Raw genomic sequence first — 23008 nt, forward strand, 5'->3', positions numbered from 1 at the left:
GTCCCCTTAAAATAAATACTGCATACGTGCACTAAAGCCCATACCAGAGTCTTCATCACCTACAAGCGCAGCGGTACCTGGGCCATCTACATCGCTGTAGATAAGATTACCCATAAATTTAATGTCACTACTAACGTAATAGCTTGTACCAAGTGTGTAGGTAGTTACTTCGCTACCTTGGTTTTTACTCGTTGCATCCATTTGCGAAACTCGAGCAACTAACTCCCATGCATTTTTAATATTTTTAGGTTGTACAAATAGTGCAGAGCCAGCTTTATACTGTCGTTGCTCACCCCCTAAAAAGTAACTTGCTGAGATATGAAAGCCGTCAAAACGTTCGCCATCTAGATCATCGCTGCTATTGAGCGCATCTAAAGCACGGCTTGCATATTCTGCCTCTAATGTTAAAGAGTCAGCCTGAAAAGCAAATTCAAGCCCAGACTGCAATAAGCTATCCAGTGCTACCGCTGTGCCGCCTGTAGCATAATTAACAAGGCGTACATTAGTTTCGCGCACTTCACCACGCGCAAAACGCTCGCCTAGTTCATTGCCACCCATATCACGGTATGAATGCCATGCACCTAAATGAATCACGTCACCAGGTGCTGCACTTGACCACGTAGCACGCCCTGTAATAGCAAGCGTTAGACGGTCGTTTTCATCGTTACCCGTTGCACCAAAGGCATCATTTTTATAAACCCCAACGGCATATCGAAAGCCTGAGTCTTTAAAGTATTGATAAGCAGATACGCCCCAACGGAAAAAAGGCGAGAAAGTATTAGCAAGCGTACTACGCTCAATAGTATTAATGTGCTTTGAGCTAGTAAGTGCGTTTAGCGACATGTCTTCACGGATTTTACCCGCTTTAATTTTAAGACCGTTTTCAAAGGCGTAGCGCACGCGGGCAAGTACAATTTCGGCATCCCCTTCGCCAAATTCTAAAAGTAATTTGTGATCCCAGTTTCCATGCTCGCTCTCTACGTAGGTACGAATACGACGAGGGAAGAAGTCGCTTCCACCTGAGCCATCATTGCCTGCGTTATAGGCACCTTCAAAATAGTTGTAATCAAGCTGTACTCGTCCTCCAAACTCCAAATTAAAGCCACTTGATGTTTTTAAAGAGTTAACTTCTTTTTGCAATGCATCTAATTGTGCTTGTAGTTTTTGAGTATCGTTATCGGCTAAAGCTGATGTGCTAGCCAACGCTGCTGTAATTGCTAAAGCGAGCTGTGTGTTACTTGCTTTCATTATTTTCTCCACGCTGTGTTTGTATCTTTATTGTCAGGTAGATAAGCGACGACAAACTGCTATCTAAAGCGCAGCTTATTGTTAACGTGAAATTAACGAAATATTTTGAGGGAAAGGTGCATTGATGACGGTAAAGTACATTTTGTTCATAAAAACCATGAACAAAATAGACATAAACAAAAATTAATAAGAAGGGTAGTGAAGTACACCTATGCGATGACTAAAAAACGCACTTAATAAAATAAGAATTATTTGCATTTAGGTGTTGACAGTTTATTAGATCTAACTGATAATCAATATCAACAAGACGGGAATGCATACCCACTTGTGACGGAATGAACTAATTTGTTTCTCGACCCTGAAACAACGTGTGGCGCACGTAAACAGCTATGGTTACTTGTTATGAACCGCAACGCCCCTTGATGTTGATGATAAGTAACCGCCCTACTATTTTACTTGCTACATTGCTCATATCGGTGACGGTAGATATGAAACTAAAAAAGCCCTTACGGGCTTTTTTTATGTCTGTAATTTAGTAAGTAACATACTCACATAAATTCACATATTAACGGCGGTTTTTACGTGCACGTGCACGGCGCTGTTTTTTCTCTTCTTCTTTAGCGGCTTTTTTGGCCTCTGCAGCGGCGCGTAAGTCAGCTACCATAATTTCTTCTTCTTCACGCATGGCTGGGGTTTCCATGGTAATACGGCCGATAATCCCATCACGTAATTCGTTAATCAGTATTTCAGACATTTTATAGGTGTCTATTTGGTTACCGCCACGAATACAACCACGCTTTTTACCGGCCATTTCTACAAACTCCCAGTCACTTTCTGGCAGTTCATCTATTTTATAGCGTGCTTTTAAAAGCTCTGGGTAGGCTTTTAATAAATACTCTGCGGTATAACTTGCCACATCTTCGTATTCAAGCGCTGTATCACGTATTGCACCGGTGGCACCTAAACGATAACCCGAGTTCTCGTTTTCTACTTTAGGCCACAGCATACCCGGCGTGTCGTAAAGCATAATGCCGTCTTCAAGCTTAATACGTTGCTGCGCTTTTGTTACCGCAGGCTCGTTACCCGTTTTTGCAACTATGCGCCCAGCTAATACGTTAATTAACGTTGATTTGCCCACATTTGGAATACCCATGATCATGGCTTTAATTTGCTTATCGGCGCCCACTTTATGTGGCACTAATTTTTTACAAAGCTCATTAATTCGGTGCACCTCAGCGGCTTTATCATGACCAAACGCGATGGCTTTAACGCCACTTTCTTGCTCAAAATAGTCTTTCCACGCTTGGGTCATTTTAGGATCGGCTAAATCCGCCTTATTTAAAATTTTGATGACCGGCTTGCCTTCACGAAGCGTGGTTACCATAGGGTTTTCACTACTGTAAGGAATGCGTGCATCAAGCACTTCAATGATCACATCCATTTGCGGCATTATTTCTTTAATCTCATTACGGGCTTTATTCATGTGCCCAGGGAACCACTGGATAGCCATTTTTAACTCCTAACATATAATTTGACGCTATTTTAACTGGCAATTCATTTAATTGCGCTATACTGGCGCAAATTTTTTTAGATTAGATATTATGGCTCTTAAATCTACCATTATTAAAGCGCAATTATCGTTAAGCGATATGGACCGCCACGTGTACCAAGATTTTAATTTAACGTTGGCACAGCATCCCTCTGAAACCGAGCAACGCTTGATGATTCGCTTATTAGCCTATGCGCTAAATAGTTGTGATGGCTTAGAATTTACCAAAGGCTTAAGTGCCGACGATGAACCTGAGCTTTGGCATGTAAACTACAGTGAAGAGATAGAGCTGTGGATTGAGCTGGGCTTGCCAGATGAAAAGCGTCTTAAAAAAGCCTGCAATAAAGCTAAAAAAGTGGTGCTTTATACCTATGGCGAAAACAACCAAGCTATTTGGTGGCAAAAACATCAACCTAAATTGTACGATTTTAAAAACTTAAGTATTTTTAGCCTTGATTACGCCGCTACTCAGGCACTTGCAGATTTAGCCGACCGCAATATAAAACTTACCATTACCGTTCAAGATGGTGATGTGTGGGTCAGCTCTGATACGGCTAATATCGAAATAAAACCACAACAGTTAATGTAAATTGTAGGTAAGGGCGTATGAAAATAAACCACGTTATTGTATTACACGGCCTTTATATGTCGGGCTTTGTTATGCGCCCGCTCTGCTCTCGTCTTGAACAGTCTGGAGTTAAAGTACTGAATCTCACTTACAATACGCTCGACCCAAACTTAAGCACCATATTTAAACAAATTGATGAGTTTATTGGTGATGAGCCCTCTGCATTAGTATGTCACTCTATGGGCGGATTAATTGCCCGCGCCTACTTAGAGGCAGGCACGCCAGCGAGTCACCATGTCACTAAAGTGATTACGCTTGGCACACCCCATCAAGGCAGCCACATAGCGCAAAAGATGAAGCAAAAAGGGTTTGAAACCTTTTTAAAAAACAGCGTCGAGTTTTTACTCACTAAAAATGGTAACTGGCCGTTTAAGGCCAAGCTTTACAGTATTGCTGGCGATTTGCCCATTGGTTTAATGCCGTTAATTGTCAAAGGCAGTCAGTCCGATGGCACCGTTTTACTAGACGAAACCAAGCTTAAAGGCATGGCTGAGCATAAAGTGTTTCATTTAAGCCATACCAGTATGATTTATTCTCGCCAAGTGCTTGAATACATTATTAAGTGCCTTAACGAAGCAGCCTAGTCTTCCCCCGCCTCTGCTATTTTATAACTGATTAAAAATATCACCCCCAAAATAAGTGGCATGGGTGCGGCAATGTAGCCAAACGTGTCGGCATTAGCAAAACTTGCGCCTGCTAAATGCGCCACCAGCCCCAATACAAATGCTATAACGGCTATACCTACCACTATTAACTCTGCTTTATTTTGTTTTACTGTTTTTGCATCCATAATCGCTCTCCAATAAATTTAAGATATTTATTTTGCTTGAGTGAATTATGCGCTACAGCCATAAGCATTTACTGATTTAGATCAATACATCAAATAGCCAATATTCAACCTTGTAGAAAACTTGTTTTAGATCATAATTTATCCATGTTTTGTCTTTATTTTATTGTTAAGGGGTAGAATTTTAATAAATTCAACCCATCTATATTGTATGAGTGATTTATTGCGCTGCACGTTATTAATAGTTAAAACCTATTGCATTGACTGGTTTAAACAATTTTACTAATTAATAGCACTGAGCAATAATGATCATCAGTTCATAAATAAACGGTTCATCAAGGAGCAAGGTATGTCACAGGTAAATGCAATTGGTTTAAACAGCGCAAAAAGCGAAGACATTGTTAAGTCACTCAATACATTATTGAGCAGCTACCAAATTCAATACATGAATGCGCGCGGTTTTCATTGGAATATTAAAGGCCGTAACTTTTTTGAATTACACATTAAATTTGAAGAGATTTACAATCTTCTGCTTGAAAAAGTAGATGAAATTGCTGAACGTATTTTAACGTTAGATGGCGCGCCACTACATGCGTTTTCTGATTACTTAGAAGTAAGTGAAATTAAAGAAGCTAAAAACATTAGCGATGGTACGGCAGCCGTAGAAAACCTATTAGCTGGCTACAGCACACTAATTAAAATGCAACGTGAAGTACTTACTCAAGCAGGTGATGCAGATGATGAAGGTACAGCGTCATTAATGGGTGATTATATTTCAGAGCAAGAAAAACTAGTATGGATGTTAAAAGCGTACTTAGACTAAGCTAAAAAATAAGCCCTCAAAAGGGGAGGGCTACAAATAGGGAGAATCGTAAATTTCTTTGCGATTCGGATACTATATTAGCGCCCCCTATTGACTAAACAACGCCACTGTTACCAGTGGCGTTGTTTTTGGTTTAAGCGGAGCATAAATAATTTTAAAGCAAACCAGCCCACCCTTTTCGCGCTTGCATTAAAAAGCCCCAGCAACGGCTGGGGCTTTTATTAATACCAGTTCCTTAATTAAGTGAAGCTGGAAAAACGACAATTGTGCAGTATTAACTGCTTAAAATTTACTTCTAAAACCAATATAGAAGGTTTGCCCGATTGGGTCATACGTACCTGCGTCGGTTTCAGTACCTGTGCTTGAGCCACTTACACCTGAAAGTATACGTGGAGGCTCTTTATCAAATAAATTGTTAGCGCCGGCGTATAGCTCTACCGCGTCACTTATATGATAGCTTGCTTGTACATCGTGGTAGGTTACTGAGCCAATACCCACGCCGCCAGCTGGAATACCAAAGCCACTTAAGAATTGATCATCAAAGTCAGCAGCCCCTATGTAGGTCATGCTCCAGTTAAAATCAAAGTCATCAAGCTTATAGCCTAAGTTCCAGTTAGCTTTGTGCTCAGATGCGCCAATTTCACCTGCAAACTCATCTTTATCCGCACCCGGTAACGGAATAGTGTAACCGTCAATCAAGTAAGTGTATGCGAGGCGAGTTCTAAATGCGCCTGGGCCAATGTCGGCAGAGTAGGTTAGTGTTAAATCAACACCTTCAGTTCCTAAACCACCACTATTTGATACACCACTGTCAATAAACTCAAGTGACCCTGCGCTATTATTACCAGAAGGGCCGCTACGACGAGTTATAAAGCTACAGAAGCTATCGTCACCACCGCCATAACATTGGTCTAAAATAAATTGGCGCGGTGTAGATACAATCGCATCTGTGATTTCTATATCAAAGTAATCAAGGGTAACGTCAAGGCCCGAAATTAGCTCCTCTGGGGTAAATACCACACCCACAGTCACAGAGTCGCCCACTTCTTCTTTTAAGTCTGGGTTACCACGGTTAAAACCACTAATACCCTGTAAATCAGACTGGTTAAGGGTAAACTCACCGTTTGATGCAATATTATTTGCAACACCCGCATCGGCACGACACGCATCACCTACAGCGCCACCGCCACTGTTTGTAACACCTATACATGGATCATTTAAACCACTTGGGAAGGTTTGCGAAGGCGGTGAAAATAACTCATCAATATTAGGCGCACGTGTAGAGCGGGCGCGGGTAGCACGAAGGCGTAAGCTATCCATCACTTCCCAATCAACACCTACGTTCCAGCTTTCTGTATTACCCACTGTTGAGTAGTCAGATAAACGGACTGCAGCGTTCATTGTTACCGCATCCAGCACAGGAATGTTAGCCTCAACATAGTATTCAGTTACATCAAAAGAACCTTCGGTTGCAGGAATTGCATTACCGGCATTTAAGCCCGCTTGCTGTAGGGCATCAAATTCACTACGAGAAAACTCTTCGCGGTATTCAAAACCAGCCGCAATACCTACCATACCCGCAGGCAGCTCAAATAAATCACCTGAGACATTACCGCCAATAATTTCTTGCTCTACCGACGTAGAAAGCGTACTTGGCGCACTAACAAAATCAATTGCACCTTGCGATAGTGAATTAAATCCGTAAATGTTTACTGGCGCACAATTAAAACCACGCGCTGTTGCATCAATACAAATCGCTTCATCGGTAATGCCATCCGCATCTAAATCTTGGCTATCAATTACCGCCTCTAAACCTTGGCGAAAGCTTTGTACATTTACTAAGCCACCAGAGACTTGCGACTCTTTCGTTTTACCGTACACATAGTAGGTATCGTAAAACCAGCTGTCGTTAATCTCACCCTGAAAGCCCACAGCTAAGCGGAATGTATCACGCTCTGCACGGGCACCACGGTTACCTACATCACTTAAACGTTTTGCAAAAAAGATATCTCTAGCACCATCACCGTCGGTGTCTGTTGCTGCATTGTAGATATCATCTGGCACAAAGGCATTTCTGAGCATTTCGCCATTTACGTCAAACTCAATTGGCACGCGGCCATTGGCATAAATGTCATCTGAGGCAAACGGAAAAGGCTCTAACTCTGAAATAGTGGTACTAGATGCGTACGTCCCTTCAAAAAAGAAGCTGTGTTTATCTGTTAGCTCGTAACTACCATTTGAGGCAAATAAGTAGCGCTCTGTTGGTATAGCAATGGTACGTACGCCGCTTCGGTTAAAGCCGTTGGCATCTATACCGTCACCGCCATTGGTGCTAAACGAGTCTTGTAAGTTGTTGTTTGGATCGTAAGTAAAGCGTGTATCGCCTGCATCAAAACGCCCTTGTGGCGGAAATGATGAGAAAAACGGATTAACGGCTTCAAAAATAGAACCCGGATTTGCCGCCGGATCGTCTTCAAAATAAATACCTGAAAATTGGTCTACTGCAGAGCGCTCACGATCGCGTGAAAACACAGCTCCTTGGTCTGAGTAGCCTAAGTGGAACATGGCTTGACCTTTGCCATCACCCGTAGTTAAACCCGAGGTAAAAGAAAACTGGCGAGATTCATCATCACCTTCGCTTGATTCGCCGTATTGGCCTTCAAATTCTACGCCTTCAAAGTCATCTTTTAGTACAAAGTTAACTACACCTGCAACCGCATCAGAACCATATACTGATGATGCGCCACCGGTCATAATTTCCACGCGCTCAATGAATTGACTAGGAATGGTATTTAAATCAACTGCCGAGCTACCAGGTACACCCGATACATAACGGCGCCCATTCACAAGTACTAAAGTACGGTTTGAACCTAAGTTACGCAAATCAACAGTAGCTACACCCGCGCTTGCCGTCGAAAAGTTAGAGTTAGTACGGCTAATAGCTGGAGAGCCAAATGCTGGGTTTTCTAGCAGTAGGTTTTGGATGTTTAAAGAACCCGATGCATCAATTGCCTCGCCACTTACAACCTGTATAGGTGCAGATGACATCGCCTCGGCTGAACGAATACGAGAACCCGTTACTTGCACGCGTTCTATTTTTTCTAGTTCGTCTTCTTCTGCGGCTAAACCTTGAAAAGAAAAGCCAGCAAGCACTGTCGCACTAAGTGCTAAAGACAATGAAGATTTTTTAAATGTACGACTATCTAAGTTATTTATTTTTTTCATACTATAATGTCCCTGAAATGTTATTTTTGTAACTGGTTGGTTACAAACATTTCAACATTAAGTGGAATAATTTTAAGACACTATGCGCATTATTTAATAGGCATTTAGTCAGGTACAAACAGCAAGATATATGGGATGAAGGTACTTATCCCAGATTGTTATAAATTAGATTAAATTTTTTTAACATTTTTTATTAAATACACGGTCTTTATAACTACACACTCTAGAGATGGATTTTTTTATGATTACTTACTTTCATGCACTAATTAGAGTTAGCACGAGCAAATTTGCAACATTCTTAACTCAGCAGGTGCAAGCTCACCGTCACTTTGATTCGCAAACACAACTGCCCGAGCAGCGTTTAGATCAAATAGATACCTCTCGTTTTAATGTGCTTTTTTACGAATTATCTAATTTAAATGATCCTACTCAAATAGTGCACCTAACTGAATTGGCTAAAACAATGAAAGTGGTGGTGATTGCTAGGTCGGCTGAATTTGCTAATTTTGCGTTTGAAGTCGGCGCAGTCGATTTTTTAACCGTCGATGCAACCGCTTCAAGGCTTGAAAAATGCTTCGATAAGCTTATTCATTTATGCCCATTAGCCACACAAGCCGAGCGCTTGTTTAAAGCCGCATCTGAAAACGAGCAACCTATTGCTGCACATATTGTTGTTAAAGATGTAGGTAAGGTACGTTTAATAGATATTAACGATATTGTATGGATTAACGGTGCGGGTAATTATGTAGAGCTGCACTTTAATGGTAACAGCGCCCCCGTTTTACACCGTGAAACCATGAAAAACATTGAGCAACAGCTAGAGCCTGAAGGTTTTATACGTATTCACCGCTCCACGCTAGTTAGAAAACATGCCATAAAAGAGCTTATGCCAACAGACAGCGGCGACTATAAAGTGAAGCTTAAAAACAATATCTCGTTAAATTTATCAAGAAGGTACAAAAACTGCCTAGAGAGCATTATAAGCCCCGTAGCATAGGGGCTTATAATGACTATTTACCAGTAGGTTTTAATGTATTCATCGTCTGGGTGTTGATGTAGGTAACTTTCTGAGTCTTTATAAAAGTTAACTTCAATATCGCTGTTGTTCCAGACCTTCTCGAACATATTTTTAGCAATAATGTTTGCATATAAGTAATCTACGCGTTCGTAGCCACGCTCTTTTACGCTGGCAAAGTACGCCTCTAACGAGTCCATGCTATCTACAGTTATTAACTCAAATTCTTCTAAATTAACCACAACACACTTTACCGCGCCTTTGGGGTGCATACTTAGTTCGTTCACCACGCCATTCGTTAGTAAAGTAATTCCTTCATTATTAAAACTACCCATTAGCTTTAAATACATGGTGGGTGGCTGAGAGCAAATATAAAACTCTCCATGTGCTCCAAACATAAATAACCTTTTATATATCAGTGCTTCATTAAAGCTTAATACATTTTGCGTATTTTGCAGTTAATTTATAAGCGCGATAAAAAAGGCCATTTCGAGGGCTTTTTCTTCAAGGCTTTTAAAACGCCCAGATGCGCCGCCATGCCCTGCATCCATGTCGGTTTTAAATACCAGTATATTGTTATCGGTTTTGAGTTCTCGCATTTTTGCTACCCACTTCATAGGCTCCCAATATTGTACTTGAGAGTCGTGCAGGCCTGTGGTGACTAAAATATGCGGGTAGTCTTGGGCGCTAATATTATCGTACGGTGAGTACGCGGCTATTACATCATAAAAGTGTTCATCGTTTGGGTTGCCCCATTCATCATACTCGTTAGTGGTAAGTGGAATACTTTCATCTAGCATGGTGGTTAACACATCTAAAAATGGCACATGACACCCTACACCTAAGTAAAGATCTGGCGCTTGGTTTAATACAGCGCCCATTAACAAACCACCTGCACTGCCGCCAGAGGCAAATACTTTGTTTTTATCACCGTAGCCTTGCTCTACAAGAGCCTTTGTAATATCAATAAAGTCGCTAAAGCTATTTTGTTTATGCTCTTTTTTACCTTGCTCGTACCAATGGCGTCCTAGCATTTCGGAGCCTCTAACATGTGCAATCGCATACACAAAACCGCGATCTAGCAAACTCAATGAGGTACTCGAAAAGCTCGGATCTATCGTGTAACCATATGCACCATAGCCATATTGAAACAGTGGGTTAGTGCCATCTTTGGTAAAGGTGTCTTTTCTATAAACTAACGAAACAGGTACTTGCACGCCATCACGTGCTGTCACGAATAAGCGCTCAGAGGCATAAAGTGCACTATCAAACCCGCCCAGTACTTGCTGCTGTTTTAACAATGTTTTTTTGCCCGTGGCTAAATCAACATCGTACAACGTTCCTGGCGTGGTTAGACTTGAATAATAAATACGTACCGAACGCGCCTGTGGCTCGGGGTTCATCGCCACAGCGGCATAGTAACATGGGTCGCTAAATTCAAGCGCCATGCGCTCTTGAGCTTGGTTAATAACAACAAAGCGAGCTTGACCTTGCTCGCGCTCAGTTAATACTAAAAAATCGTCAAATATCTCTACGCCTTCAAGCAACACATGCTCACGGTGCGCGGTGTGCTCTTGCCACTGCGTTTTATCTGCAATCGTTTCGCTTGTTGCCGTCATCAGTCTGAAATTTTTAGCTTGCCAGTTGGTTACTATGTAAAAAGTATCGCCGTGTTTATCTATATCAAACTCATGCCCTTCTTCGCGCGGTAGTAATGCGTTAAATTGACCTTGCGGGTTATTGGCATCAAGCACCCAGGTATCGTTTGTTTCGGTGGTGGCCAAATCAATAATAATAAGGCTCTCGTCACGGCTTTTACCCAAGCCCATAAAAAAGCTTTTATCGTGCTCTTCGTACACCATAACATCTTGGCTTTGCGCTGTGCCTAGTTCATGCCTAAACACCTGAAAACCCAGTAACGTTTGTAAGTCTTTTTTAACGTAAAATACGGTTTTATTGTCGTTAGCCCAAACAACTTGCCCTTCAGTGTTTTCTAAAACATCGCTGAGCATTTCACCTGTTTGCAGGTTTTTAAAATGTACGCTGTAAATTCTGCGCCCTTCGGTATCTTCGCTGTATGCCATTAATTGCTCGCATGGGCTTAGCGCGACTTCACCTAGTTCGTAAAATTCATGGCTTTGAGCTAAAGCATTTACATCAAGTAGTAACTGCTTGTTATCGGTGTTAATACTTGTGCTTCTGTAATGACGCGAATACTCATCGTCACCACGTACCTCTGAGTGATACCAGTACTTGCCATCTTTAACCGGCACCGTGTTGTCATCTTTTACGATGCGCCCTTTTAGTTCTTCAAAAATACTGCTTTGAAGTGGTTTTATTGCGGCTAGTTGCTCATCGCAGTATGTATTTTCGGCCGCTAAATGGGCGAGTATTTCTGGGTTTTCGCGCTCATCATCGCGCATCCAGTAGTAGTTATCGGTGCGCATTTTATTGTGCATAGTTAATTGATGAGGTTGCTTTTTAGCAACAGGAAAACGAGCTAATGATTGAGAAGAAAATTCACTTAAAGACACAACAAAACCGTATAAAAAATAACAATGCAGGCAGTTTATCATAAAAATAAAAAAGCCCACTCATAGAGAGTGGGCTTGAGGTATAAGTCCAAATTTTAAAATTACTGCAATTTTATTCTTGTCATTACACCCATGGGAAGATAGTTTTTATTTTAAAAGCGTTAAGAGACCTTAGTCCAGGCCATTGCCCAGCTTTTTCCGATACCAGGTTCAAAGCTTGGGTCTTTATCATTATTGGTTCTGCAAAATTGGCTAAATGGCCATGCCTTACATTGGTATATATAACCTGTTTTAGGCTGCAGTACGCGAGTCCCCGCATTGTATTGTTCGCCCCCATTAGGGTATACAAAATCATATGCTTGGTTGGTGCACTTAGCGGGGGTATCGCACTTTGCAATGCAATGAAAATCAACCTTTGCCTTATTAATACCGCTACTTTCTAGGGCAAATATTTCGTTATCTCGATAGCCAACAACCAACCCTTGCTTGGTCATTCTACCTGCACTTACCAGGGGCACATGCACGTTTATATACTCAGCAACTAAGCGTGGCCAAGCATGAGGCTCACCTTGTTCTAAAGAGGTAATTTTATAATCAAACGATAAATCAACAAGCACTCCTTGCATGTCTGAAAAGGTTACACTAACCACATCCCCAATGAACAATTGAGTATGATGGTTTAAACAACCTATAGTTGACCATTTTCCACAGGCCAACGACGTATGCATAAACACAGTAACACCTTAAGAGTCACAAAATTTTATCCATATCATATGGATACACAAAAACGACACTGAGGGCAAGCAATACCGTATAAAAATTATGCAGCAGCCCCGCTATCGTAGTTTACACCTTAGACCGGAAACTTTGCGTCTTAGCCTTTCGACTAATTTGCCAACAGAAAAAAGTGATTATAAAACGTGCGCAAAGCTTATTCAAACAAAAGAATGTAACCGAGATTTTTATATAACCCTAAATAACTAAAAAGCCAACTTGTTAAAGTTGGCTTTTAATAGTTTAAGAGGTTTGGTTTATAGGGGCTTTTCGCCTAAATACTTTTCGAAAAGCCATTTTAAACACGCCGCCAATATCGCCTAAAATAATGTACAAGCACGGCACCAATATAAGGGTGATTAGTGTTGCAAACATTACCGCAAAGCCTAGCGCTACTGCCATAGGGATTACAAATTTAGCTTGTAAACTGGTTTCAAACATTATGGGCAGAACCCCTGCAAAGGTTGTAATAGAGGTTAATAATATTGCCCTAAAGCGTGCACAACCGGCTTCTATTACCGCGTTTTTAACGCTTACACCCTCTCGGCGTACTTGGTTTACGTAGTCGGTCATTACCAGCGAGTCGTTTATTACAACGCCAGCCGCGGCTATTAAACCAAAGCCCGACATTAAGCTAATGTCTAAATCAAACCAAAAGTGTCCCCAAATAGCCCCCGTTAAACTAAACGGAATAACCGACATAACAATAAGCGGCTGGGCATAACTTTTAAGTGGTACAGCAAGCAATATATAAACTAAAATCATGCCGCCTACAAAAAACAGCAGCTGCTCATTAGCTTGCGCTTGTTGCTCTTCTATTGCGCCACCTAGCTCTGATTTTACACTTGGGTATTCTTCTTTAAGTTGCGGCAGTAAGTTTTCTTTTACTTGCGAAACCACTTCGCCAGGCTCTATAGCTTCTTCATCAATACTGCCGTACACATAAACAGTACGATAACCGCCCTCACGGCGAATATAGCTAATACCCGGCGTTTCGGTTAATTCAACCACATCACCTAAAAGTACTTCACGCCCTTGCGGTGTAGTAACTACAGTGTGTTTTAGCGATGAAAACGCTTCGCGAGTCAGTTTAGGGTAACGTACCATTACTCTTACTTCTTCGCCGTTACGTATTACACGCTGTGCTTCGCCACCATAAAAACTAGCGCCTACTTGATTTGCAATGTTAGCAAGGTCGAGCCCTAAATCGTAAGCTACAGGTTTTAAGCTCATTTGCACTTCTTTGCTAGCAGGGTCAATGGTCGAGCTTATATCAAACAAGCCTTTTTGTTGCTGTAATAGCTGAATAAAACGACGGCCTGCCGCATTAAGCGTTTCTATATCAGAGCCAAACAGTAAATAACCAAATTCGCCTTCGCCGGTGCCGCCACCGCCGCCAACATCATCTTCAATAGTGAGTGATTTAATACCGGCAATGGTTGGCATAGCTTCTCGCCAGCGGCGCGAAAGTTCAAACGCGTTATAAGGGCGTAAATCTTCATCAACCAACGGCGCAAGTAACTGAGACTCCGTTCTGCCTTGGTTAAATACCAGTACATCACGAATTATTTTTTGGCCAAATTCACGCTCTGTTTCTTCATCAACTCTTAACACCATGGCTTCTACTTCACGAATAGCTGCAATAGTTTGTAAATCAGACACATTGTCATTCATTTCTATTTGAATTTGCGGAAAATCATGCGGCACTTTAGGAGTAGGTACAGTGCGTACTTTATTTGATGTGATCAGCGCAATGCTGATAAAAAACATAGCAATAAAGCCAAACAATACTGTCCAACGCCAATCTACACAACGCGATATAAAACGCTTATAAGGGCCATTTACAAAGCCAAAAAAGCGGGTATTAAACCTATCGCGCCAGCCCCCTTTTTTAATAGGTGAAAAGTGCGTGTGGGCAATGTGCGCCGGTAAAATAAGTTTTGATTCAACTAAGCTAAATACTAAACACAGCATAACTACTACGGCAATACCGTAAAAGAAGGCGCTTTCTGGCCCGCTTGAAAGTGTAAACGGGGCAAACACCGCAATGGTTGTTAGTACGCCAAATGTAGCAGGGGTTGCTACACGGTTAGCACCACGGACGACGTTTTCAACTCCACCTCCGCTTTTTTCAACCTCAGTATAGGCGGCCTCTCCTATTACTATGGCGTCATCTACCACAATCCCGAGCACCATAATAAAAGCAAACAACGAAATAATATTAATGCTTATACCAAATAAAGGCATTAGCATCATGGCGCCTAAAAAGCACACTGGTAAGCCAATCATTACCCAAAGCGCTAATTTAAAGCGCAAGAATAACGAAAGCATAATAGCGACTAATATTGCCCCTTGAAACAAGTTAGCTTTCATCATATCAAGGCGCGCATTTAGGTAGTACGTCATGTCCATTAAAGGCTCTAACCTAACGCCCGGTGGCAGCTGGGTATTTTTTTGCTCAATAAATGCTTTAACCGAATCGGCAACGGGGATCATGTTTTGATCTTGCGTTGCCTTTACAGACATATACACCGCGTTTTCGCCATTAAATTTAAAGTAGCGCTCGCCTTCGGTAAATTGGTCTTTAATAACAGCGATGTCTTGCAACAATACTTTAGCGCCGTATTCGCCTATTTTTACCGGAATTTGTCTAAACTCATCGCCAGAGTAATACTGGTTTTCAACCCGAACAGAAATAATCCCCGCATCTGTTGTTAGTTGCCCCGCCGAAAAATTAGCAGAGTAATTACGCACAGCGGTCATTACATCGCTTAGGGTTAAGTTGTATTGGCGCAAAGTGTCTGGGTCGATTTCAATGGCAATTTCATCAAGCGGCACATCGTTTTCTACCAACGACACGTTTGATAGCTGTAATAGCTCATCTTCAATTTGATTGGCAATTGGTTTGAGTTCTGTCAGCGGCAAATCGGCAACTAAGGTCATCCCTATAACATCTTGCCTAAACTCAATCTGACTTATGGTGACCGGTTCCATACCCGCAGGAAAGGTTGCAATACCATCAACACGCAGCTTTACCTTATCAAGTACATCGGTAAGCTCTGCATCGGTGTTAATTTCAAGGCTTGCTCTACCGCCATTTCTAAAGGCGCGGTACACGCCCTTTTTAATTTCGGTCACATCCTTTAGTGATTCTTCAATTTTTATAAGAATGCTTTCTTCAATTTCTTGTGGTGAGGCACCGGGGTAATTTGCCTCAACATTAATGTAGTTAATTTCTACATTAGGAAACATTTGGCGCTGAATGGTTAAGTAGCTAATAATCCCCATGATGATGATAAAAACCATCATTAGGTTGGCTGCAACAGAGTTTTTAGCAAAATAAGCTATTAACCCTGTTTGTTTTTTTTCAATTGATTCGCTCATTAATTTACACCTTACAACTGTTGCGCATCAGCGCTACTTTCGGTGTTTGTATTAGCGTTACTTGGCTCGCCCATGCCAGCCACTTTAACCTGCATGCCTTTTTGTGGGTACTCAGGTAACGTGGTAACCAACTTATCATCGGCGTTAAGTCCGCTGCTAATATAAAAGTACTCGCCTTCTTCTCTCACTACGGTTACTTTGCGCGGTTCAAGCTCTTGGTTTTCGTTAACTATCCACACCGTTTGGTTATTAACTAATGATTGCGGCAAACGGTAAATATTATTAAGCATGGCGCCTGCAAAATTAACCTGCACGTAGCTGCCAAATTTAATAGCCGGTTGCTGTGTTTTTAAGCCGTATGGGTCTTCAATACGTACCACTAAGCTGCTCATGCGCGTCGCGTTATCTACAATACCTAGGTCGCGGTCAATCACGCCTTCACGTGTAAAACTGTTTAAACCTTTTTGAATAATAGTGGCCTTAATGCCCTTAATTCGCTCCGGTAAAAATACGCTATCAAAACCAGCAATAGGAATAATAACCTCTGCTGTTTCTATATTATTTAAATCGGCCACTTGTGCGCCCATAGCCACAAACTGGCCTACCCCCACATTGCGGCTTATAACAAGCGCATCGTAAGGTGCTTTTATATCGCAGTTTTCTAAATCGCGTTGTGCTCTTTTTAATGCGGCTTGCGCCGATTTAACCGCTGCTTGGGCGCTTAGCACCTGCGGTTTACGTAAAAACAAGTCGGTACGTGCCTTACTCGGAAAACGCTTTGCTTCGTCTTCGGCTACTTTTGCCTGCGCTTGCTCTTCAATTAAGGCCGCTTTGGCACGCGCTAAATCGGCTTCGGCTACCAATACGGCTGCTTCGTAGTTGTCTTTTTCAATGCTAATAAGTGTATCGCCACGAGAAACCACGCCACCCGCTACAAAGTTAGGGTGCCAGCTAATTACTTCGCCCGACACCTGCGCCGCCAACTGCGTATTTTCTAATGGTTTTATTTCGCCATAGCTGTTTATTATTACTTGATGATTATTAGCTTCTACAGGCTCAACTTGCACGGTGGGGCGTGTATCTACTGCTGTGTTACTTTGATCTTCTTGTGCAATAGCGTTTATTCCCATAAAGCCCACTACACCAATGGCTAATGCTACAAATGGGAACACCCATCTTAGTGAATTTGATTGCATATCCTAATTACCTCATATTTCTACTAACACTATAATAACAGAGCGCAATAAAACATTAACCTGACATTTGTAAGCAACTGTTACAAATCAAATTGGGAACTAAATATAGCTGTGTACCCGTTAACAAACATCTGCTATTCATCGCATTTATTATATTTTGTTACAAACTTTTACTATTTAAAATCAACAAATTACAGGTTTAGGCTATTATTTCATCGAGAAGATGTGCGAACAAATTTTAATTTACGTACAGTCACATTAAATAAATAACAGCGAAAAAGATTATTACAATGAAATTAACAACCCTTGCGCTAACACTTAGTGTAGCGCTTAGCGGCCACGCACTGGCTAGCGATAAAAAAGAAGACAAAAAACCACAAACCCTAAGCGAAATGGTCGAAGGACAAACCGAATTTTCAGGTATTTTTAATTTATACCAAGACCCAAAAACCGGTGAGCACTTAATGGTGATCACCGAATCGCAGCTTAACACCCCTTTTGTATACTTTGCTCATACAGTGGACGGTGTCACTGATGCTGGGCATTATCGCGGTGCCTATAGAGAAACCAAGCTTATTGAGTTTAGAAAATACTTTGACCGCATAGATATAGTTAGCAAAACCCCTCGCTATAAATTTGATCAAAACAGTGCCATTGCCAAAGCAAGCAATGCCAATATTAGCGAAGCCGTTTTAGCCAGCATTAAAATAGAAAAAGAAGAGCAAGGAAAAATAGCCTTTAAGGTCAACAAGTTATTTTTAAGTGAGGCGCTACACAAGGTATCGCCAACGCCAAATCCAGCCGATAAAAAAGCTAAAAAACGCTTTAAAGTGGGTAAATTAAACAGCAAAAAGTCGCGTATTGTTAAGCAGCGTCCTTACCCAAATAACTTAGATGTGGTTGTAGATTACGTATTTAGTAATGCCAGCCCCACCGTGCGTGGTACAAGCGCAGTAAGCGACCCGCGCAATGTCTCTGTAAAGGTGCAGCACTCTTTTGTTGCATTACCAAAAAATGACTATAAACCACGTAAAGATGACGCGCGCATAGGCTATTTCACCAATCAATTTGATCTAATGACCTCGACCGATTGGGCACCGTATGAAGATGTTATTAAACGCTGGGACCTACAAAAGAAAAACCCTAGTGCTGAGCTTTCTGAGCCAGTAAAGCCAATTACCTGGTGGATAGAAAATACCACCCCAGTAGAGTGGCGCAACACAATACGCGATGCCGTACTTACCTGGAATAGCGCTTTTGAAAAAGCCGGTTTTAAAAACGCACTAGAAGTTAAAGTACAACCCGATGACGCAACCTGGGATGCTGGTGATATTAACTACAACGTATTACGTTGGACATCATCACCTAAACCACCATTTGGTGGCTACGGGCCGGCTCTGACCAACCCGCTAACAGGTGAAATACTTGGCTCAGACATTATGCTTGAGTTTGTGTTTATGAAAAACCGCTGGATTTACGACACGCTTTACACACAAGGCACAATGAGCCACGGCGAAAACCTGCACACAAGTGGCGATTTAAATTGCTCACTAGGCCATGAAATTCAACAAAACCTATTACTTGCTAAAGGCTTAGCAACAGGTGCCTCGATTGATGACAATGAAATGATTCGCCAAGGTTTAACTCAGTTAATTCTTCATGAAGTAGGCCATACACTAGGCTTAAACCACAATATGAAATCGTCTATTTTGTGGGATGAAAAAGAGGTTCATGATAAAACCAAAACCCAAGGCATAGTTACAGGCTCAGTGATGGATTATGCGCCTGCCAACATAGCCCCCATTGGTGTACAGCAAGGCGATATTTTTCAAACCAAACCAGGCCCTTATGACGATTGGGCTATAAACTATGGTTACAGCACAGCCCTTGAAGATGAAGCCGCAGAGCGCGCACGCCTAAATACAATATTAGCGCGCTCTAGCGAGCATGCGCTTGCCTTTGGTAACGATGCCGACGACATGCGCGCACCGGGTCGCCATATAGACCCACGGGTAATGATAGGCGACCTTTCATCAAACCCTGCAGCCTATGGCGCCGACCGTATGGCGCTAATTAATAAGTTATTTACTGAGCTAAAAGAGAAAGCCACAGTAAAAGGTGAGTCTTACCAACAGCTGGTAACCTCAGCTAATAGTTTATTTGGTCAATACCGCTCGCAAGCGGGCATTGTTTCTCGCCAAATAGGTGGTGTATATGTTGAACGCGCAGTTGTGGGCGACCAGCATGCTGATAAACCCTTTACCACAGTACCGCTTGAGCGCCAAACACAAGCAATGAACATACTTGCTAAATATGTATTTGCGCCAGATGTACTCACTAGCATGCAACCACTGTATAACTATTTACAGCAACAGCGTCGCGGCTTTAGCCATTATGGTAAAAATGAAGACCCTAAAGCGCACAAAATGATTTTAGGCATGCAAAAAACAGTACTTGCGCAATTGCTGCACCCTGCTGTTATGCTGCGTATTTCAGACACCGCGCTGTACGGTAACGAATATAGCCTAACGCAATTTATGGACGACCTAACTGCCAGTATTTTTGTTGATAGCAAAGAGAGCACGTCTATTAGCCGCAATCTACAAATTGAGTATGTAAATCAGCTTATTGCTATTGCAGGCCTAGGCAAAGCCAGTAAACACGACAATTTGGCAAAAACAGCCGCGCTCTATCAGCTAACGCAAATAGCTGATACCAGCGTAGGATGGGGAGCCGATACAGCAACTAAAGCGCATAAAAAGTATATTGATCACTTAATTGCTAAAGCGTTAGAAGCTTAATTAACTAAATCAAACAGGCCACGTAATACGTGGCCTGTTTATTTATAAATAAATTGTGCCTTTTAAATACCGCACTGCGTTACCGGTTAAGGTCACTGTATTTTCGCCTACTTCGCATTGTATAAAACCACCTCGGCTTGAAGCCTGATACGCGTTTAATTTATTTTTACCTAATTGCTGCGCCCAGTAAGGGGCAAGGCCGGTGTGAATAGAGCCCGTAACAAAATCTTCTTCGCCGCCACTTGCTGGCCAAAAATAGCGAGACACAATATCGTACTCAGCAGAACTCGCTGTGGCGACCACATCAAGTGGATATAAGGTTTTTAACAAATCAGACTCAGTGGTTAAATCATGAATTTGTTGAGCATTTTCGTATATAGCAAAATATGCTTGGCGGTTTTTAAGCACCTTAATAGGTTGTATAGACAACCCTTTCAACAACGCATCGGGTATAGTTTGCACTTCATCTGGCGCTTGTTTAGGAAAGGTCATAGCAAAACTACCATCGCTATTTTTATTAACAATAAGCTCCCCTACAGCCGCGGCGTTAAAGCGCACTTGGCTGAGGTTGTGCTGCTCGCATAAAACATACGCAGCAGCGAGCGTAGCGTGGCCGCAAAAATCTATTTCCATTAATGGCGAAAACCAACGTATTGCAAAACTGCCATCTGCCTGAGGGCAAGTAAACGCAGATTCAGAAACATTATTTTCAGCGCCAATATTAAGCATTAACTCATCACTAAGCCATGACTCAAGCGGGATCACAGCCGCGTAATTGCCTTTGAATAACTCGCTGGTAAACGCATCAATTTGATGGATGGTGAGTTGCATAGGTTAACCCCCTAAATTAGTTATAAACAAGCCGAAGGTAATACATCTTTAGGTACTGTCGTTTTATTTTCACCCACAGCTTGCATCCCTACAACAGGTTCATCAAAACCGCATAACCATGCAATAGGACTTGTGGGGCTATTAGTAACGACTGCGGGTCTAAAAGTTAAAACTGTATTTTGTAAAGGCTGCGAGGCTTTATTCCCCAAGCTAATGTTAATTGCACCGTTTTCTATGGAAATACCTGTCACTCGATTTCCTATTAAATATTTACTTTCAGGCACGTTTGCTTGTTTATTATTTTTAGGAAACTCTCTATTTTCAATGTAATACGTAGTTACGTCTTCTCTAATTACTGCGGCCATAGCAAGCGGATCAACAAGTTCAGCTTTTTGCATATATTTACTGTATTGAGGTAAAGCAACGGCCGCCAAAATACCAATAATAGAAATTACGACCATCAATTCAATTAGCGTAAATCCTTTTGACTTCATAACACTTCTCCTAGCATAAAAATTGGTTGATAAGCCGCTTTCACAAATAAGTAAATTGACACAACAATGACTAATCCATACAGAATAACCAGCTTATTTATAAAGCCTTTAGCCTGCAAATTAAATTGTTCCAGCTGCTGCTCAAGTAACACTTTAAACTCTTCATGAGTTTCGTAGCCTAACGAATCACACTTAGCCAAATGTTTAGTTTCGACTATTGCGGCGTTTTCATCCTCTTTGAAATTTACCGCAAAGTTAAGCGTTGTCATTAGGCGATCGTATTTCTTAATTAAACTGCGGGGAAGTAAAGCTTTTGATAAACCAATAAAAGACTGCGAGTCGGTTAAAGCGCATGCATTTTTAATTTTAAAAGTTACTATAAAAATAATGCTTTGCAGTAAAACCAATAGAATAATTGGCACATACCAATAAGAAAAGTAATCACCTAAGGTGTGCGCGGAAGAAGCCATATGATTGCTATATATCTCTACAAATGTAGGAACAACAAAAGACTGATATAAAAGCGAAGAAAAAACATAAATAAAAAAAACAGCAGTTAAATAGCTAAAAATGCCTTTGTGCTCAAATTTATACCCGCTAACTAGCTGCGGTACACATTGATAATGCAGGGCTTGTTTTTGCAAAATACCTGCATCTTGCAGGGCAAATTTTGCTGCAAGGCAATTGGCTAATTTACTGTCTGCGTATTTATTAGCATAAACGGCTAAATACGATTGTGTGGTTAGCTCTTCTTTTTGTGCGGCACTTAATGTTTTAGAACTATAGACACGGCAAATGTAGCCAAACTGATTCCAATTCATACTTTATCCTTTTATTTGATAAAGTAACTTGCCACATATTTAGCACAATATAAATAGAAGACGATTGTTTTTTAAGCCATTGCGGGGCGCATTTTATAATATTGCATACATGCAAATTGCACGGCATTTGTAAGTAGTAGCATAACAAACATTAAAATATGCGAGGTGCTGGGCATAGCACTGCTTAGCTCTACAAATAAGCCACAAGTACCTGCTACAAACTGCAAGCTAAAGTAGCGGGCGCTTAAATTGCTAATATTACCACTGCGTAAGGTTTTATACGTTTGCGGCATAACCCGCACTGAGCTCATTACCAGCCCTACGTATGTAAGGGCGTTGAGCACCGATGATGTTTCTAGGCTTTTATTTAACAGCAATAAAAAAGGTAATAACGAAAAGCCAAGCATAGCCACAAGCTGTATACGTTCAGCTTTTGCGGCGTTATAGCGTGCAAAGTAATATAAAATTAAACCACTTAGCGCCCCAGTTACAAAAAATGGTAAAGCAATAAAGTAGCGTTCAAAATAAATATTGTAGGTAATAAAGTAGAGGCTTTGTGCTAAACCAAAGGTCATCATTAATAGTGATAACCCCGACACACTGCGATTCTTTCTAATTTTGCTCAATAGCGGTAAAAAGCTAAAAACTAAAATAAAAGCCGACAAAATAGGTAGATAGTGCGCCAAAACAACCTCGCTCGTTACTTAAATGTTAATATAAAACCCGCCTGAAACAATAAATAAACATATGTTTTTAAAAGGGTTTTAAAGTGAGCGCGCATTGTAATGATGAATACATTTTACTCAACAAATTAGCGTAAACCTATATTAGGCACTGGCAAGATAGCTGTACAAAAAGCGTTACTTTAAGTGAACACCAGAGCCTCTTTGCATTTAAA

General features: G+C 41.4%; 18 protein-coding genes and 1 riboswitch. Of the genes, 5 read left to right on the forward strand and 13 right to left on the reverse strand.

The window, feature by feature from the left end; translation table 11 throughout:
- Positions 1-6: 6 nt before the first annotated feature.
- Positions 7-1248, reverse strand: a complete 1242-nt coding sequence (locus PSH41_RS16020) for an OprO/OprP family phosphate-selective porin (RefSeq protein ID WP_273589489.1) — start codon at positions 1246-1248, stop codon at positions 7-9.
- A 565-nt stretch (positions 1249-1813) separates the two neighbouring features.
- On the reverse strand, positions 1814-2758 hold the full coding sequence (gene ylqF / locus PSH41_RS16025) for a ribosome biogenesis GTPase YlqF (RefSeq protein WP_273589490.1): 945 nt from the start codon (positions 2756-2758) through the stop codon (positions 1814-1816).
- A gap of 91 nt (positions 2759-2849) precedes the next feature.
- Between ylqF and PSH41_RS16030 the strand changes: the two genes are divergently transcribed.
- Complete coding sequence (locus PSH41_RS16030) at positions 2850-3386, forward strand: YaeQ family protein (protein ID WP_024033976.1); 537 nt, start codon at positions 2850-2852, stop codon at positions 3384-3386.
- A gap of 17 nt (positions 3387-3403) precedes the next feature.
- Positions 3404-4009 carry a PGAP1-like alpha/beta domain-containing protein gene (locus PSH41_RS16035; protein ID WP_004585990.1) on the forward strand — a complete coding sequence of 202 codons (606 nt, stop codon included), beginning with the start codon at positions 3404-3406 and terminating at the stop codon, positions 4007-4009.
- On the opposite strand, the gene PSH41_RS16040 is transcribed toward PSH41_RS16035, so the two are convergent.
- Complete coding sequence (locus PSH41_RS16040; protein WP_024033977.1) at positions 4006-4215, reverse strand: hypothetical protein; 210 nt, start codon at positions 4213-4215, stop codon at positions 4006-4008. The genes PSH41_RS16035 and PSH41_RS16040 overlap by 4 nt on opposite strands.
- A 346-nt stretch (positions 4216-4561) precedes the next feature.
- Here PSH41_RS16040 and PSH41_RS16045 point away from each other — a divergent pair, with 346 nt between their 5' ends.
- Positions 4562-5035, forward strand: coding sequence for a Dps family protein (locus PSH41_RS16045; RefSeq protein ID WP_004585992.1), 474 nt, complete (start codon positions 4562-4564; stop codon positions 5033-5035).
- A 282-nt stretch (positions 5036-5317) separates the two neighbouring features.
- On the opposite strand, the gene PSH41_RS16050 is transcribed toward PSH41_RS16045, so the two are convergent.
- A complete protein-coding gene (locus tag PSH41_RS16050) occupies positions 5318-8260 on the reverse strand; it encodes a TonB-dependent receptor domain-containing protein (RefSeq protein WP_064385953.1) in 2943 nt (980 codons plus the stop codon).
- Between the two features lie 241 nt (positions 8261-8501).
- Here PSH41_RS16050 and PSH41_RS16055 point away from each other — a divergent pair, with 241 nt between their 5' ends.
- The gene (locus tag PSH41_RS16055) at positions 8502-9257 is read left to right on the forward strand and encodes a LytR/AlgR family response regulator transcription factor (RefSeq protein ID WP_024033980.1); all 756 of its coding nucleotides are present in this window, start codon (positions 8502-8504) and stop codon (positions 9255-9257) included.
- Positions 9258-9274: 17 nt separating this feature from the next.
- On the opposite strand, the gene PSH41_RS16060 is transcribed toward PSH41_RS16055, so the two are convergent.
- The 5 genes from PSH41_RS16060 to PSH41_RS16080 form a co-directional block, all read right to left on the reverse strand.
- Entirely contained in the window at positions 9275-9673 is a 399-nt protein-coding gene (locus PSH41_RS16060; RefSeq protein ID WP_273589491.1) for a hypothetical protein, read from the reverse strand.
- A 60-nt stretch (positions 9674-9733) separates the two neighbouring features.
- The gene (locus PSH41_RS16065) at positions 9734-11851 is read right to left on the reverse strand and encodes a S9 family peptidase (protein WP_443197755.1); all 2118 of its coding nucleotides are present in this window, start codon (positions 11849-11851) and stop codon (positions 9734-9736) included.
- Between the two features lie 119 nt (positions 11852-11970).
- Positions 11971-12537, reverse strand: coding sequence for a hypothetical protein (locus tag PSH41_RS16070; protein ID WP_029772913.1), 567 nt, complete (start codon positions 12535-12537; stop codon positions 11971-11973).
- Positions 12538-12632: 95 nt separating this feature from the next.
- A riboswitch (cyclic di-GMP riboswitch) is annotated at positions 12633-12715 on the reverse strand.
- Between the two features lie 111 nt (positions 12716-12826).
- Positions 12827-15967, reverse strand: coding sequence for an efflux RND transporter permease subunit (locus PSH41_RS16075; RefSeq protein WP_064385951.1), 3141 nt, complete (start codon positions 15965-15967; stop codon positions 12827-12829).
- Positions 15968-15978: 11 nt separating this feature from the next.
- The gene (locus PSH41_RS16080; RefSeq protein ID WP_138611253.1) at positions 15979-17163 is read right to left on the reverse strand and encodes an efflux RND transporter periplasmic adaptor subunit; all 1185 of its coding nucleotides are present in this window, start codon (positions 17161-17163) and stop codon (positions 15979-15981) included.
- 290 nt (positions 17164-17453) lie between these two features.
- On the opposite strand from PSH41_RS16080, the gene PSH41_RS16085 reads away from it, so the two are divergent.
- Positions 17454-19964 (forward strand): zinc-dependent metalloprotease, encoded by a 2511-nt coding sequence (locus PSH41_RS16085; RefSeq protein ID WP_273589493.1) that lies wholly within the window; start codon positions 17454-17456, stop codon positions 19962-19964.
- 42 nt (positions 19965-20006) lie between these two features.
- On the opposite strand, the gene PSH41_RS16090 is transcribed toward PSH41_RS16085, so the two are convergent.
- From PSH41_RS16090 to PSH41_RS16105, 4 genes are all read right to left on the reverse strand, one after another.
- Entirely contained in the window at positions 20007-20795 is a 789-nt protein-coding gene (locus PSH41_RS16090; protein ID WP_273589494.1) for a PhzF family phenazine biosynthesis protein, read from the reverse strand.
- A gap of 20 nt (positions 20796-20815) precedes the next feature.
- The gene (locus tag PSH41_RS16095; RefSeq protein ID WP_004586002.1) at positions 20816-21289 is read right to left on the reverse strand and encodes a pilin; all 474 of its coding nucleotides are present in this window, start codon (positions 21287-21289) and stop codon (positions 20816-20818) included.
- Positions 21286-22110, reverse strand: coding sequence for a hypothetical protein (locus PSH41_RS16100; RefSeq protein ID WP_273589495.1), 825 nt, complete (start codon positions 22108-22110; stop codon positions 21286-21288). Before PSH41_RS16100 ends, PSH41_RS16095 begins: the two co-directional genes overlap by 4 nt.
- A 71-nt stretch (positions 22111-22181) precedes the next feature.
- Positions 22182-22796, reverse strand: coding sequence for a PQ-loop domain-containing transporter (locus PSH41_RS16105; protein ID WP_029773076.1), 615 nt, complete (start codon positions 22794-22796; stop codon positions 22182-22184).
- Between the last annotated feature and the right edge of the window lie 212 nt (positions 22797-23008).

The organism is Pseudoalteromonas sp. CST2 (genome assembly GCF_028599385.1).
Classification (GTDB): Bacteria; Pseudomonadota; Gammaproteobacteria; order Enterobacterales; family Alteromonadaceae; genus Pseudoalteromonas; species Pseudoalteromonas atlantica.